The organism is Rhodococcus sp. IEGM1339 (assembly GCF_050321925.1).
Classification (GTDB): domain Bacteria; phylum Actinomycetota; class Actinomycetes; order Mycobacteriales; family Mycobacteriaceae; genus Rhodococcus; species Rhodococcus pyridinivorans.
Window position 1 is genome coordinate 124,084 of sequence record NZ_JBNQFT010000004.1, and the last position, 15,043, is coordinate 139,126.

General features: G+C 69.0%; 16 protein-coding genes. 14 read left to right on the top strand and 2 right to left on the bottom strand.

Annotated elements, in window-relative coordinates; genetic code table 11:
- Window positions 1-76: 76 nt before the first annotated feature.
- The 10 genes from dapE to ACQR3U_RS07250 all read left to right on the top strand — a co-directional run bounded on the left by dapE (window position 77) and on the right by ACQR3U_RS07250 (window position 8,773).
- Window positions 77-1,153: a succinyl-diaminopimelate desuccinylase gene (dapE, locus tag ACQR3U_RS07205; RefSeq protein WP_219130043.1), complete on the top strand. Its 1,077-nt coding sequence runs from the start codon at window positions 77-79 to the stop codon at window positions 1,151-1,153.
- Between the two features lie 10 nt (window positions 1,154-1,163).
- Window positions 1,164-1,967: a TIGR00730 family Rossman fold protein gene (locus tag ACQR3U_RS07210; protein ID WP_006550564.1), complete on the top strand. Its 804-nt coding sequence runs from the start codon at window positions 1,164-1,166 to the stop codon at window positions 1,965-1,967.
- A complete protein-coding gene (locus ACQR3U_RS07215) occupies window positions 1,961-2,521 on the top strand; it encodes a TIGR00730 family Rossman fold protein (protein ID WP_019288053.1) in 561 nt (186 codons plus the stop codon). Before ACQR3U_RS07210 ends, ACQR3U_RS07215 begins: the two co-directional genes overlap by 7 nt.
- 118 nt (window positions 2,522-2,639) lie before the next feature.
- Entirely contained in the window at window positions 2,640-4,421 is a 1,782-nt protein-coding gene (locus ACQR3U_RS07220; protein ID WP_372477552.1) for a long-chain-acyl-CoA synthetase, read from the top strand.
- Window positions 4,422-4,439: 18 nt separating this feature from the next.
- On the top strand, window positions 4,440-5,360 hold the full coding sequence (gene folP / locus ACQR3U_RS07225; protein WP_230810085.1) for a dihydropteroate synthase: 921 nt from the start codon (window positions 4,440-4,442) through the stop codon (window positions 5,358-5,360).
- Window positions 5,357-6,274, top strand: a complete 918-nt coding sequence (locus ACQR3U_RS07230; protein ID WP_230810086.1) for a glucosyl-3-phosphoglycerate synthase — start codon at window positions 5,357-5,359, stop codon at window positions 6,272-6,274. Before folP ends, ACQR3U_RS07230 begins: the two co-directional genes overlap by 4 nt.
- A 57-nt stretch (window positions 6,275-6,331) precedes the next feature.
- Window positions 6,332-6,775 (top strand): DivIVA domain-containing protein, encoded by a 444-nt coding sequence (locus ACQR3U_RS07235; protein ID WP_024103436.1) that lies wholly within the window; start codon window positions 6,332-6,334, stop codon window positions 6,773-6,775.
- The gene (locus ACQR3U_RS07240; RefSeq protein WP_428692118.1) at window positions 6,772-7,476 is read left to right on the top strand and encodes a DNA-3-methyladenine glycosylase I; all 705 of its coding nucleotides are present in this window, start codon (window positions 6,772-6,774) and stop codon (window positions 7,474-7,476) included. The genes ACQR3U_RS07235 and ACQR3U_RS07240 overlap by 4 nt, the downstream gene beginning before the upstream one ends.
- A 151-nt stretch (window positions 7,477-7,627) precedes the next feature.
- On the top strand, window positions 7,628-7,795 hold the full coding sequence (locus ACQR3U_RS07245) for a DUF3117 domain-containing protein (RefSeq protein WP_006554284.1): 168 nt from the start codon (window positions 7,628-7,630) through the stop codon (window positions 7,793-7,795).
- Between the two features lie 84 nt (window positions 7,796-7,879).
- Entirely contained in the window at window positions 7,880-8,773 is an 894-nt protein-coding gene (locus ACQR3U_RS07250; protein ID WP_230810088.1) for a putative RNA methyltransferase, read from the top strand.
- Here ACQR3U_RS07250 and glgA read toward each other — a convergent pair.
- On the bottom strand, window positions 8,760-9,932 hold the full coding sequence (glgA, locus tag ACQR3U_RS07255; protein ID WP_064255902.1) for a glycogen synthase: 1,173 nt from the start codon (window positions 9,930-9,932) through the stop codon (window positions 8,760-8,762). The genes ACQR3U_RS07250 and glgA overlap by 14 nt on opposite strands.
- A 113-nt stretch (window positions 9,933-10,045) precedes the next feature.
- On the opposite strand from glgA, the gene glgC reads away from it, so the two are divergent.
- On the top strand, window positions 10,046-11,260 hold the full coding sequence (glgC, locus tag ACQR3U_RS07260) for a glucose-1-phosphate adenylyltransferase (protein WP_230810089.1): 1,215 nt from the start codon (window positions 10,046-10,048) through the stop codon (window positions 11,258-11,260).
- Between the two features lie 34 nt (window positions 11,261-11,294).
- Here glgC and ACQR3U_RS07265 read toward each other — a convergent pair whose 3' ends face one another.
- A complete protein-coding gene (locus ACQR3U_RS07265) occupies window positions 11,295-11,930 on the bottom strand; it encodes an O-methyltransferase (RefSeq protein WP_006554288.1) in 636 nt (211 codons plus the stop codon).
- 317 nt (window positions 11,931-12,247) lie between these two features.
- Between ACQR3U_RS07265 and sigE the strand changes: the two genes are divergently transcribed.
- The 3 genes from sigE (at window position 12,248) to ACQR3U_RS07280 (ending at window position 15,009) form a co-directional block, all read left to right on the top strand.
- Entirely contained in the window at window positions 12,248-12,961 is a 714-nt protein-coding gene (gene sigE / locus ACQR3U_RS07270) for an RNA polymerase sigma factor SigE (RefSeq protein ID WP_414896295.1), read from the top strand.
- A gap of 16 nt (window positions 12,962-12,977) precedes the next feature.
- On the top strand, window positions 12,978-13,310 hold the full coding sequence (locus tag ACQR3U_RS07275) for an anti-sigma factor family protein (protein WP_019288062.1): 333 nt from the start codon (window positions 12,978-12,980) through the stop codon (window positions 13,308-13,310).
- Window positions 13,311-13,392: 82 nt separating this feature from the next.
- A complete protein-coding gene (locus ACQR3U_RS07280) occupies window positions 13,393-15,009 on the top strand; it encodes a S1C family serine protease (RefSeq protein WP_039586307.1) in 1,617 nt (538 codons plus the stop codon).
- Window positions 15,010-15,043: the final 34 nt, after the last annotated feature.

Sequence of the window (15,043 nt, forward strand, 5' to 3'; positions counted from 1 at the left end):
GGTCCTGCGCCTGTGTCCCCCCTGAGAAAACCGTGTGCGGGGTCTGAGGAACAGGCGCGTTTCGTATCGTGCAGGTATGCCCGTACCGCAGCTGGACCTGCACGCCGACCCCGTCGAACTGACCGCCGCGCTCGTCGACATCCCGAGCGTGTCGCAGAACGAGACGCTCATCGCCGACGCCGTGGAGACGGCCCTGCGCGAGCAGACCGACGGCTTCGAGGTCGTGCGCAACGGCAACTGTGTCCTGGCGCGGACGAACCGCGGACTCGGCAGCCGTGTGATGCTCGCCGGCCACCTCGACACCGTCCCGATCGCCGACAACGTGCCGTCGCGGCGCGACGGCGACCTGATGTGGGGCTGCGGCACCTCCGACATGAAGGCCGGCGATGCCGTCTTCCTGCACCTCGCGGCGACCGTCACCGATCTCGCTCACGACCTGACGATCGTGATGTACGACTGCGAGGAGATCGCGGCCGCGTACAACGGGCTCGGACGGATCGAGACCGAACTGCGCGACTGGCTCGACGCGGACGTGGCGATCCTCGGCGAACCCACCTCGGGTGAGATCGAGGCCGGTTGCCAGGGCACCCTGCGGGTGCGCATCACGACCGACGGTGTGCGGGCGCATTCGGCGCGCTCCTGGCTCGGCGACAACGCGATCCACAAGCTCGCTGCCGTGCTCGACCGTCTGGCCCGCTACGAGGCACGGTCGGTCGACATCGACGGTTGTGTGTACCGGGAAGGACTGTCGGCCGTGCACATCGAGGGCGGTGTCGCCGGCAACGTGGTGCCCGACGCCGCTGCGCTCGACGTGAACTTCCGGTTCGCCCCGGATCGCAGCCCCGACGACGCACTCGCGCACGTCCGCGAGGTCTTCGACGGTCTCGCGATCTCGATGGAACTCACCGACATGTCACCCGGCGCGCTGCCCGGACTGTCGAACCCGGCCGCGGCGGCGCTCGTCGAGGCCGCGGGCGGGAAGTTCCGGGCCAAGTACGGCTGGACCGACGTCTCGCGGTTCGCCGCGCTGGGGATCCCGGCTGTCAACTACGGGCCGGGCGACCCGAACCTCGCGCACAAGCGCGACGAGCACGTCGAGGTCGGGCGGATCACCGAGGTGACCTCCGTTCTGCGCTCCTATCTCACCCGATAAGGTGGCCGCCATGTCCGGCGACAACTCCTCCTCCGAACGCGGCTCCCGGCGCGAGGTCGTGCACCAGGGCCCGGTGCAACTGCGCGGCTCTCTCGCCCGCGAGGCGACGACGATGGACCAGCGGCTGCTCGATCGCCGCGGCCCGTCCGACTGGGTGCACACCGATCCGTGGCGTGTGCTGCGGATCCAGAGCGAGTTCGTCGAAGGCTTCGGTGCGCTCGCCGAGGTGCCCCGCGCCGTCACCGTCTTCGGATCGGCGCGCACCCCGGCCGGTCACGAGGAGTACGAGATCGGCCGCGAGCTCGGCGCCGCACTCGTCCACGCCGGATACGCCGTCGTCACCGGTGGCGGTCCGGGCGCGATGGAGGCGGCCAACCGCGGTGCCAGCGAGGCCGGGGGACTGTCGATCGGACTGGGGATCGAGCTGCCCTTCGAACAGGGCCTCAACGAGTGGGTCGATCTCGGCCTGAACTTCCGGTACTTCTTCGCGCGCAAGACGATGTTCGTGAAGTACTCGCAGGCGTTCGTGTGCCTGCCCGGGGGTTTCGGGACGCTCGACGAGCTGTTCGAGGCACTGACCCTCGTGCAGACCCGCAAGATCACGCAGTTCCCGATCGTGCTGTTCGGTTCGGAGTACTGGAACGGTCTGGTGGGCTGGCTGCGCGAGACCCTGGTCCGCGGCGGCAAGATCTCGCCCGCCGACCTCGACCTGCTCTTCGTCACCGACAGCGTCGAGGAGACGGTGGACATCATCCTCGAGGCGCATCGCGGCGAGGACGAGAACGAACTGTACGGAAACGGGAGTGGATGGTAACCGAAGCTCTGTCGGTCTGTGTGTACTGCGCGTCGGGCCCTGTCGACCAGAAGTTCCTCGAACTCGCCGCCGCTGTCGGTACCGAGATAGGCCGACGGGGCTGGCAGCTGGTCTCCGGCGGCGGCAACGTATCGATGATGGGCGCGGTCGCCGACGCGGCCCGCGCGGCCGGCGCGCACACGATCGGGGTCATTCCGAAGGCACTCGTGCACCGCGAGGTCGCGGACGTCGACGCCGACGAGTTGATCGTCACCGAGACGATGCGCGAGCGCAAACGCATCATGGAGGACCGCGCCAACGCCTTCCTGACCCTGCCCGGCGGCATCGGAACCCTCGAGGAACTGTTCGAGACGTGGACCGCGGGGTATCTCGGTATGCATGACAAGCCGGTCGTCCTGCTCGATCCCACGGGCCACTTCGACGGCCTGCTCGGCTGGCTCGGGTCGATGGTCGACACCGGCTTCGTCGCGCAACGCGCACTCGACGGTCTCGCGGTCACCACCGACCTCGCCGACGCGCTCGACCGTTGCGCTGCGCCGTACGCGACGGTCTGAGGTGTTCCACTTCGCCGCGCGCTTATCTACTCTTCGGTAAGTTCGGGGGAACGCCGTGGGTGTCGCCCGAGCGAGCCCGCCCGTCCCCAACGTCGCCGTGAGGAAATCTGTCGTGACCATTCGATCCGATCGAGGCAATGTCCCCGTCGTGTCCCTGCCCGGACTCGTCTCGAAACTGCCCCGGATGGCTACCGATCTCCCCATCGTGCTGCGCGGAGCAGCCGGGATGACCCGGAAGCCGACCGCCCGCGAGACGATCGGGTCGGTCTTCCAGAAGCTCGCCGAGCGTCACCCGGAGCGGCCCTTCATCCGGTTCGAGGGAGCCTCCATCGGCTACGGCGAGGCCAACGCGCAGGTCAACCGGTACGCAGCGGTGCTCGCCGATCGCGGTGTCGGCATGGGCGACGTCGTGGGCATCCTCATGGGCAACCGGCCCGAGACCCTGCTGGTCGCGCTGGCCGCGGTCAAGCTCGGTGCGGCCGCCGGCATGCTCAACATCAACCAGCGTGGTGAGGTGCTCGAGCACAGCCTGTCGCTGCTCGACAGCGCCGCCCTCGTGATCGGGGAGGAGTGCGAGGAGGCCGTCGACTCTCTCGGTGGCGAGCCGCAGGCCCGCACCGTGCTGCGCTTCGACGATCTCGACACCGCCGCCCGCGACGCCGACGCGTCGAATCCCGCAGTCACCGAGGAGCTGCAAGCGTCCGAGACGGCCTACTACATCTTCACCTCCGGCACGACAGGACTGCCGAAGGCCAGCCGCATGACGCACTTCCGGTGGCTGAAATCGATGTCGGGCCTGGGCAGCCTCGGCGTGCGCCTGCGCCGGACCGACGTCCTGTACTCCTGCCTGCCGCTCTATCACAACAACGCCCTCACGGTCGCGTTGTCCTCGGTGCTCGCCGCCGGCGCCACGCTCGGGCTCGGCCGGAAGTTCTCGGCGTCCAACTTCTGGAACGACGCGGAGCGCAACGGCGCCACGGCCTTCATCTACATCGGCGAGATCTGCCGCTACCTGCTCAACCAGCCGCCGCGGGAGGACGACGCCGACCACGGGATCCGCCTCGCCGTCGGCAACGGTCTGCGCGCAGAACTGTGGGACGAGTTCACCGAACGCTTCGGTATCGACCGCGTCGCGGAGTTCTACGGTGCGAGCGAATGCAACATCGCCTTCATCAACGCGCTCGACCAGAAGCGCACCGCCGGCATCTGCCCGCTGCCCTACGCCGTCGTCGAGTACGACCCCGATTCGGGCCAGGCACGTCGCGGCGACGACGGCCGGTTGAAGAAGGTCGGCAAGGGCGAGGTCGGACTGCTCCTCGCGAAGGTCACCTCCCGCGCACCCTTCGACGGGTACACCGATCCCGAGGCCACCGAGAAGAAGCTGCTCCGCGACGCGTTCTCCGACGGCGACGTCTGGTTCGACACCGGCGACCTCGTCCGCAACCAGGGATGGATGCACGTCGCGTTCGTCGACCGGCTCGGCGACACCTTCCGGTGGAAGGGCGAGAACGTCGCGACCACGCAGGTCGAAGCCGCGGTGTCGTCGCACGAGACGATCGCCGAGGCCGTCGTCTACGGCGTCGAGGTCGACGGGGCCGACGGCCGCACCGGGATGGCCGCGATCACCTTGAAGGAGGGCGCCGAGCTCGACGGAGCGGCGCTCGCGAAGTCGCTGCACGACGCGTTGCCGGACTACGCGGTTCCGCTGTTCGTCCGCATCGTCGACGAGCTCGAGTACACGACGACCTTCAAGAGCAGGAAGGTCGATCTGCGCAAGCAGGGCTACAGCGAGACCGGTGAGGACGAGGTGTACGTCCTCGCGAGTCGCAGCGAGGGTTACTGGCCGATCTTCGACGGCTTCGTCGACGGCGTCGCGCGAGGAGAATTGCCCGGTCGCTGAGCATGTCAGGATGGGATCATGAGCGGCCCCGCGACCGATGTCGACGAGCAGACCCCCGTGACCCGTCCCGGTCCGGCACCGTCCACCCTGTGCGGGCGCCCCGTCGCCACCGACAGGGCGCTCGTCATGGCGATCGTCAACCGCACCCCGGACTCGTTCTACGACCGGGGAGCGACCTTCGAGGACGACATGGCGCTCGCGGCCGTCGACCGCGCAGTGGCCGAGGGTGCCGACCTCGTCGACATCGGCGGGGTGAAGGCCGGGCCGGGTGAGGTCGTCGACAGCGACGAGGAGATCCGGCGCGTCGTGCCGTTCGTCGCCGCGATCCGCGAGCGCTATCCGGATGTGCTCATCAGCGTCGACACTTGGCGCAGCGAGGTCGCGCGTCGCGCTGTGGGCGAAGGCGCCGATCTGATCAACGACACGTGGGCCGGTGCCGATCCCGAGCTCGTCGCGGTCGCCGCGGAACTCGGGGCCGGCATCGTCTGCTCCCACACGGGCGGCGCCGTCCCGCGCACCCGCCCGCACCGTGTGCGGTACACCGACGTCGTCGGGGAGGTGGTGGCAGAGGTCGTCGCGGCCGCGGATGCCGCCGCCCGCGCCGGCGTCGCGAGCGACTCGATCCTCATCGACCCGACCCACGATTTCGGAAAGAACACCCATCACGGACTCGCTCTGTTGCGGCACGTGGACGTTCTTGTAAAAACCGGGTGGCCTGTGCTTATGGCGCTGAGCAACAAGGACTTCGTGGGGGAGACTCTGGGAGTCGAACTCGCCGACCGGTTGGAGGGCACATTGGCAGCGACAGCTCTGGCGGCAGCGGCCGGCGCACGAATGTTCCGGGTACACGAGGTGGCAGCCACACGTCGGGTGGTCGACATGGTCGCGGCGATCACGGGTACACGCCCGCCGGCGCGCACGGTGAGGGGGTTGGCATGAGTGCACCTGCACGCACGTGGAACGAAGCCAACAGCTGGGATCGGCCCGCCTGGGCGATCGACGAGCTGATCGCGGCCAAGGCCGGCCGCACAGTGACCGTGGTGCTGCCCGCCCTCAACGAGGAGGAGACCGTCGCGAGTGTGATCGACACGATCCACCCGCTGCTCGGTGGTCTCGTGGACGAACTGGTGGTCCTCGATTCGGGTTCCACCGACGAGACCGCCATCCGGGCCCGGGCGGCGGGTGCCCGTGTCATGTCCAGGGAGGAAGCGGTGCCGGGCATCGAACCGGTCCCCGGCAAGGGGGAGGTGCTGTGGCGGTCGCTCGCGGCGACCTCCGGCGACATCATCGCCTTCGTCGACTCCGATCTGATCGATCCCGATCCGGCCTTCGTGCCGAAATTGCTCGGACCCCTGCTGCTCGGCGACGGTGTGCACCTCGTCAAGGGGTACTACCGGCGCCCGCTGCGCACCGGTGGAGGCGAGGACGCCCACGGCGGTGGCCGCGTCACCGAGCTTGTCGCACGGCCGCTGCTCGCGGCACTGCGACCGGAGCTGACCTGCGTGCTGCAACCGCTCGGCGGTGAGTACGCGGGGACGCGGGAACTGCTCGAGTCGGTCCCGTTCGCACCGGGTTACGGGGTGGAGATCGGGTTGCTGCTCGACACCTACGACCGGTTCGGTCTCCACGCGATCGCGCAGGTCAACCTCGGGGTCCGCAAGCACCGCAACCGGCCGCTGTCCGAACTCGGGGCGATGAGCCGGCAGATCGTGGGCACGATGCTCGCGCGCTGCGGGATCCCCGATTCGGGTGCGCCGCTCACCCAGTTCCTGGTGGAGGGCGATGCGTTCGTGCCGTTCGACACCTCCGTCGATCTCACCGACCGCCCCCCGATGGTGACGGTCACCGGCTGACCCGACCGTCCGGCACCGGTCCCGGCCGGTGTCGGCCGCTCGTGCCAAGATCGGAGCATGCTCACGGTTCTGCTGTACGTGCTCGTGATGGCGGGCGTCGCCGCGGTGCTGTTCTTCGTCGCGAGCGCCGTCTTCGGCCGGGGCGAGACGTTGGCGCCGCTGCCTCCGGGCACCACCGTCACGGTGTTGCCGGCCACCGACGTCACCGGCACCGACATCCGCGACCTGCGGTTCCAACAGACCGTGCGGGGTTACAAGATGAGCGAGGTCGACTGGGCGCTCGATCGTCTCGCCCGCGAGGTCGACGATCTGCGGGTCCGCCTCGCCGACGCCGAGGCCCGCGCAGAGGAGCCGCCGGTCGACGGCACCGGAAAGGTCGACGGCACCGGAAAGGGCGGCGGGGCAGAAGACGTCGGAGCAGAGGACGTCGGAGCAGCCGACGTCGATGGGGAGAACGTCGCCGAGCGGGCTTCGTCGGAGTCGACGGGGGAGTCACGATGACGGCAGACGGGCAGGGTCCCGTGGTCGATACCGACGGGCAGGGTCCCGTGGTCGATACCGACGGGCAGGGTCCCGTGGTCGATACCGACGGGCAGGGTCCCGTGGTCGATACCGACGGGCAGGGGCCCGTAACCGATACCGACGACCGCGTGCGGTGCCCGTGGGCCGTCGACGGTCCCGGTTCGTCGCTCTACCGCGACTATCACGACTACGAGTGGGGTCGGCCGCTCCACGGCCGCGACGAGATGTTCGAGCGGCTCTCCCTCGAGGCATTCCAGTCGGGACTGTCATGGCTGACGATCCTGCGCAAGCGGGAGGCCTTCCGCGCGGCTTTCCACGGCTTCGACGTCGAGGCGGTCGCCCACTTCACGGAGGCCGACGTCGAGAGGTTGCTTGCCGACTCCGGCATCGTGCGCAACCGCCGCAAGATCGAGGCGGTGATCGCCAACGCGCGGGCCGTGCTCGAACTGTCCACCGATCTCGACGAGCTGCTGTGGTCGTTCGCACCGCCGCGACGCGCGCGACGTTCGGTAACGGTCGAGGAGATTCCGGCGGTGACGCCGGAGTCCACGGCGATGGCCCGTGAGCTGAAGCGCCACGGCTTCCGTTTTGTGGGCCCTACCACTGCGTATGCGCTGATGCAAGCTACCGGAATGGTCGACGATCACCTCGAATCGTGCTGGGTGTCACTCGACTCGTAGAACCCGGAGGAGTGTCTTACCCAGGAGTCAGCTACGCGCACGTATTCCGGATAGGGAAGAATGAGAAGGTGCGCGTCGCCGCGACCGGCGATGCAACCACACGGTAACCCACGCGCCCGGCGGTCGGGTGCAGATTTGGAGGGAGCAGAGGATGGCGGCCATGAAGCCCCGGACCGGGGACGGTCCCCTCGAAGCAACCAAAGAGGGACGAGGAATCGTCATGAGGGTTCCACTCGAGGGCGGCGGACGTCTGGTCGTCGAGCTCACGCCGGAAGAGGCTGCGGCACTCGGCGACGAACTCAAGAGTGTCACCAGCTGATCGGCCCCTCTCAGGGCACTCCGGGCCCCGCGCTCCTCGGCGCGCGGGGCCCGGTGTCGTCCTGAGAGCACGATCGGAGGCGCGATGCTCGCCGACGTGATCGATCTTCTCGCGTGCCCTCACTGCGAGTCCGCGCTCGACCTCGACGACAACGTCGTGGTGTGCGATCGCGGGCACAGCTTCGACGTCGCACGCCAGGGCTACGTGTCGCTGCTCGCCGGCGGTTCGACGCCGTTCACCGGCGACACCGCCGACATGATCGCGGCCCGCGCCGATTTCCTCGGTGCCGGGCACTACGACCCGATCCGGCGCGCGGTGGCCGACGCATGCCTCGACACCGCCGATACGGTGGACACCGATGCGGTAGTCGCAGCCGCCGACACTGCGATCCTCGAGATCGGGGCCGGTACGGGGCAGTACCTCGCGTCCGTGCTCGACGCCCTGCCGGCGGCGCGCGGCATCGGGCTCGACGTCTCCAAGCCCGCGGTGCGGCGCATCGCCCGCAGTCATCCCCGGACCGGAGCGATCCTCGCCGATGCGTGGCAACGACTGCCTGTGAAGTCGGCATCGCTCACCCACGTGCTGTCGGTGTTCGCGCCCCGCAACGCCGCCGAGAGTCATCGCGTGCTCGTCCCCGGAGGCACGCTCGTCGTTGCTACACCCACCTCGGAGCATCTGCGCGAACTGGTCGCGTTGCCCGGCATGGTGAGTGTGGACGACCGGAAGACGGAGCGGCTCTCGTCCGCGCTGTCGGGACGTTTCGAGCGAACGGGACGGACGGACGTGCGCTTCACGGCCGCACTCCCGTGCGAGGCGCTCGGTCTCGTCGCGGGGATGGGACCGTCCGCCCATCATGTGACGTCCAACCGGCGTGCGGAGTTGCTGGCCTCCCTGCCCGATCCGTTCGAGGTGACGGTCTCGGTCACCGTCACCTCGTGGCGACGGGTCGAGACGGCCGACGAACCTAGCGCGTCGTGAGCACCTGCTGGTAGACGGCGACGGTCTGGCGGGCGATCTGCGCCCACGAGAACTCGTTGACAGCGCGGTCGCGTCCGGCCCGGCCCCACCGGGCGGCACGGTCGCGGTCGCGCGCGACGTCGTCGATCGCATCGGCGAGCGCACGCTCGTAGGTCTCGGTGTCGAAGGCGTCGTAGTGCACCAGTCGCCCGGTGACCCCGTCCTGCACGACCTCCGGGATGCCTCCGACGTCGGACGCCACCACGGCGGTCTCGCAGGCCATCGCCTCGAGGTTGACGATCCCCAGCGGCTCGTACACCGACGGACAGACGAAAACCGTTGCAGTCGAGAGTAGTTCGCGGACCGATTCGGTGGGCAGCATCTCGCGTACCCAGTGCACCCCGTCACGGGCGTCCTGCAGGGCGGTCACCGCCCGTTCGGTCTCCGCGGCGATCTCGGGGGTGTCGGGCGCGCCGGCACACAGGACGAGCTGGATGTCGGGGTCGAGATGGTGCGCCGCGGCGATCAGGTGCCCGACGCCCTTCTGCCGGGTGATGCGGCCGACGAACACGACGATCGGACGATCCGGATCGAGACCGATGCGGGTGACGACGGACTCGTGGCCGGGCTCGGCCGGGCCCGGATGCCAGACGGTGGTGTCGATCCCGTTGCGCACCACGTGGACCCGAGCGGGATCGACGAACGGATAGGCGTCGAGCACGTCGAGGCGCATCCCGTCGCTGACCGCGATGATCGCGTCGGCGTACCGGACGGCGTTGCGCTCGGACCAGGATGAGATGCGGTAACCGCCCCCGAGTTGCTCGGCCTTCCACGGCCGTCGGGGCTCGAGGGAGTGCGCGGTGAGGATGTGCGGGACGTCGTGGAGTTCGGCGGCCAGATGACCGGCCAGCCCGGTGTACCAGGTGTGCGAGTGCACCACGTCGACTCCGGCCGCGGCGTGCGCCATGCGCAACCCGGCCGACAGGGTCGTCAGGGCAGGATTGGCATCGCGCAGTGCCGGGTCGGGGGAGTGCACGAACGCGGTATCGCGCGGTGCGCCCGTGCAGTGCACGTCGACCTCGACCAGTCGACGCAGTTGTTCGACGAGTTCGGTGACGTGGACCCCGGCCCCGCCGTACACCTCAGGCGGATACTCCCGCGTCATCATTGCCACCCTCACCGCCTCAAAGTAGCGGGCCGCGCAGGTTCCGGCCACCCGGCCCCGACACTCCGAAGGGCGTCGAGATCGCGCTTCGCTGGCGGCGGCCTGGGTCGGGGGATAGGTTGAAGCGTGTGAGGAGCCAGCCCCATGTGCTTGGAATCGTTCTCGCCGGCGGCGAGGGCAAACGTCTGTATCCGCTGACCGCGGACAGGGCCAAGCCGGCAGTGCCGTTCGGGGGCGCATACCGCCTCATCGATTTCGTGCTCAGCAATCTCGTGAATGCCGGTTACCTGCGCATCTGCGTTCTCACGCAGTACAAGTCGCACTCCCTCGACCGGCACATCTCGCAGACCTGGCGCCTCTCCGGCTTCACCGGTGAGTACATCACCCCGGTGCCGGCCCAGCAGCGGCTCGGTCCACGCTGGTACACCGGCAGCGCCGACGCGATCCTGCAGTCGCTCAACCTCGTCTACGACGAGGATCCCGAGTACATCGTGGTCTTCGGCGCCGACCACGTGTACCGGATGGACCCCGAGCAGATGGTGCGCCAGCACATCGAGTCGGGCGCCGGTGTCACCGTCGCCGGTATCCGCGTCCCGCGCAGCGAGGCATTCGCGTTCGGCTGCATCGACAGCGACGAGAGCGGCAGGATCACCCAGTTCCTCGAGAAGCCCGCTCATCCGCCCGGGACACCCGACGACCCCAACGTCACGTTCGCGTCCATGGGTAACTACGTCTTCACCACGAAGGTCCTCGTCGAGGCGCTGCGGGCCGACTCGGAGAATCGCGACTCCGACCACGACATGGGGGGCGACATCATCCCCGCGCTCGTCGAGCGGGGCGAGGCTCACGTCTACGACTTCAACGACAACGTCGTCCCGGGCGCGACCGAACGCGATCGTGCCTACTGGCGCGACGTCGGTACGCTCGACGCCTTCTACGACGCTCACATGGACCTCGTGTCGGTCCACCCGATCTTCAATCTCTACAACCGGCGCTGGCCCATCCGCGGTGCCGCCGAGAACCTGCCGCCCGCGAAGTTCGTGCAGGGCGGTCTGGCGCAGGAGTCGATCGTCGGCGCCGGCAGCATCCTGTCGGCCGCCACGGTCCGCAACTCGGTGCTCAGCTCGAACGTCATGGTCGACGACGGCGCGACCGTCGAGGGCAGCGTGCTCATGCCCGGTGTGCGCATCGGCAAGGGTGCGGTCGTGCGACGAGCGATCCTCGACAAGAACGTCGTCGTCGGCGACGGCGAGATCATCGGCGTCGACCTCGAGCGCGACCGTCAGCGGTTCGCGGTGAGCAACGGCGGTGTCGTCGCCATCGGCAAGGGCATCTGGATCTGAGAGCGTGCTGCCCGCCCGGAGGCGGCTGCGCGGATCAGCTGAGGCGCACCGCGCAGAGCAGGCCGTCGCCGAGCGGCAGGACCACCGGAGCGAGACGCTCGTCGTCGGACACCGCGCGGGTCGCCTCGCGCACCGCGAGCACCGTTGCGTCGCGGGCAGCGGGGTCGGCGACGCGTCCGTCGAGCAGGGCGTTGTGCAGCACGATCACCCCACCCGGCCGGAGCAGACGCACCCCTTCGCGCACGAAGTGCGGATGGTCGGCCGGGGTCGCATCGACGAAGACCATGTCGTAGCCGGAGTCGGCGAGTCGCGGCAGCACGTCCAGCGCGCGGCCGTTGATGAGCCGGGTGCGCGACGCCACGACACCCGCCTCGCGGAAGGCGATCTTCGCGGCCCGCTGATGCTCCGGCTCGCTGTCGATGGTGGTGAGCACGCCGTCCTCGCGGAGGCCGTGCAGCAACCACAGTCCGCTCACACCCGCACCGGTCCCGATCTCCACTACCGTCCTGGCGTCGAGCATGCGGGCGAACATCGCGAGGGCGGCTCCGACGGAGGGGGACACCGGGTCGGCGCCCAGATCTTCGGCACGGTCACGCGCCGCGGCGAGCTCGTCGTCCTCGACGACGATGTTCTCGGCGTGGGTCAGGATGCGATCGGCGTTGGTCTGCACCTCACTGAGGCTATCCTCGGCGATCCGTTCGCGCAGGCAGGCGCGCACGGAGTGGTGCCGCCAGTTGTGTGATTCAGGCGGATGACCACGCCCGAACCGATTTTCTCAGGGACGTTTCAGGTTACTCATACGGCGGCCACATCGCCGCGAGGAAAACTGACAATCGGCGAACCGGACGATCGCACCGGTTCACGACTTCGAGGACGCACCGCTCTCGGGGAACGCTCCTGTGAAGGAATATTCCCTGCAGATCGAGTGTTGATAGGCCCTGAAGCCAGTACCACTGCGGTCCCGACGAGGAGGATCCACCGATCCACATGACCCGAGCCCACACTGTTCCCGAGAACGACGCCTCGGCGCTCGAGGCGGACCTGAGCGGCACCGCGGCGCTCGAGGCGGACCTGAGCGGCACCGCGGCGCTCGAGGCGGACCTGAGCGGCACCGCGGCGCTCGAGGCGGACCTGAGCGGCACCGCGGCGTTCGACGCCACCGGGGACCACGCGGCCATGCCGTCGTGGGACGAACTCGTTCGTGAGCACGGCGACCGCGTCTACCGCCTCGCCTACCGTCTTTCCGGCAACGCCCAGGACGCCGAGGATCTCACGCAGGAGACCTTCATCCGCGTCTTCCGGTCGTTGCAGAACTACCAGCCCGGCACTTTCGAGGGTTGGTTGCATCGCATCACCACGAACCTCTTCCTGGACATGGTGCGCCGCCGGAACCGCATCCGGATGGAAGCGCTCCCGGAGGACTACGATCGTGTACCGGCCGCAGGGCCGAACCCCGAGGAGATCTACCACGACGCGCGTCTCGGCGCCGACCTGCAGTCCGCTCTGGACTCGCTCGGACCCGAGTACCGTGCCGCGGTGGTGCTCTGTGACATCGAAGGTCTGTCCTACGAGGAGATCGGTGCCACACTGGGGGTGAAACTCGGTACGGTGCGTAGTCGTATCCACCGAGGCCGCCAGGCACTCCGCGAGTACCTGCGCGAGCATGGAAAGGTCGAAAACGGTCGCGTCGATGCGGGGTAGCCGCCGGGAGGTAGTCATGACGATGGTGCAACCACCTCGCAGGTTCGGCTCCACGGAACACCTCGCCAGCGAGGCAATTGCCGCATTCGTCGACGGCGAACTGCGCATGGCGGCCTACATGCGGGCCGCCCAGCATCTGTCGATGTGTCCGGAGTGTGCCGCCGAGGTCGAAGCCCAGCAGCAGGCCCGCCACGCACTGCGGTCCGCTGCCGATCACATACCGCGTATGCCGAGTTCACTGCGCGGTACGCTCAGCAACATCCCGTCCCACCTGTGCGACCCGACCCCGCGCCCTCAGGCGGAGGAAGGCTTCGCCGCGCGCCGCTGGTCGATTCTCCGGCGCCGGTGACCGGACGGGCGGTAACAGGTGATCCGATGCCATCGGTGATACTGGGCTGCGTGACGGACCTAGACGGGGGAGACGGGCACGCGTGACGGCCGAATCTGCGCAGCACACCGGACGGCGGGGCGGCGACGATCGTCGTCGCGACGACGAGCTGCCCCATGCCTCGTCGGGTAAGGACTCCTCGGGCGGAGACTCGTCCGGCAGAGGCTCGTCCGGCAACGCCTCGTCGGGTCTCCCCGACGGAGCGATCGCGCGCCCCGACGACGCTCCCCGTCTCGAACCGCGGCCCGTCTACCGGCCCACCGTCGACCCGGCATCGGCCCGTGTCTTCGGGCGCCCGGCCGGCGCCGAGGGATCGTTCGACTCCTCGGCCCATCCCCGCGTCGTCGACCCGCGCGTCCAGCAGGCACCTCCGACCGATGCGATCCTGGCCGAGGCCTACGGACGGCCGTCCGACGTCGACGAGACGCTCCAGCGTCCCCCTTCGCAGCCCGCGGCCGAGACCGAGGACGACACCGAACCCGATCCCTGGCGCGACCCCGACTCAGCGGTGCGGCTCGGTCCGCCCCTGGCCGGGCAGACCGAGGAGAAGGAACTTCCTCCGGCTCCCGGACTGACCCTGCGTGAGGTGTTGTTCGACCGCCGCGTCCAACCCCGCGCACTCGCGACCCTGGCCGCTGTGGCTGTCGTGATCGGCATGGTCGGCGGACTCGTCGTCGCGCTCGCGACCGCCGACAACGGTTCGCTGACCAGTCGCGGAGTGACGCTGAGCCAGTCGGGTCCCGACGAGGAACTGCCCACCGGCGCGGTCGCGCGTGTCGCCGACACCGTGCTGCCCGCGGTCGTCTCCATCCAGACCACCGTCGGCGGCGACGCCGGCACCGGCTCGGGCGTGGTGATCGACGGTGCCGGTTACATCGTCACCAACAACCACGTCGTTTCGATGGCCGCCGGCAATCCCGATGCGAAGGTACAGGTCACCTTCGATGACGGCACGAAGGTGCCCGCCTCGATCGTCGGACGCGACATCAAGACCGACTTGGCCGTGCTCGCCGTCGAGAACGTCGACAACCTGGTCGTCGCCGAGCTGGGCCGCTCCGAGGACGTCCAGGTGGGCGAGGACGTCGTCGCGGTCGGTTCGCCGCTCGGCCTGAGCAAGACCGTCACCCGCGGCATCGTCAGCGCGCTGCACCGGCCCATGCGGCTCAGCGGGCAGGGCACCGACACCGACGCGGTGATCGACGCCGTCCAGACCGACGCCTCGATCAACCCCGGCAACTCCGGCGGCCCCCTCATCGACATGGAGGGTCGCGTGATCGGTATCAATTCCGCGATCAAGTCGGAGACCGGCGGTTCGGTGGGCCTGGGCTTCGCGATCCCCATCGACGACGTCACCGAGGTGGCGCAGGAGCTGATCCGCACCGGCGAGATGCGGCACCCCGACATCGGCGTGAACGCACGCTCGGTGGTCAACGACGTCGCGAGCGGCGCGGAGGTCGCCAACGTCCGTCAGGACAGCCCGGCCCAGCGCGCCGGCATCGTCGAGGGCGACGTCATCGTCAAGGTCGGCGACCGCGAAGTCACCAGCGCCGACGAGCTCGTCGTGGCGGTCCAGCAGCAGGAGATCGACGAACCGATCACCGTCCAGCTCGTGCGCAACGGCCGCCTCGTCGACGTCGAGGTCACCCCAGTCTCCGACTGAGCGGCCCTGTCTCGGACAGAACGTCCCAGCCGTG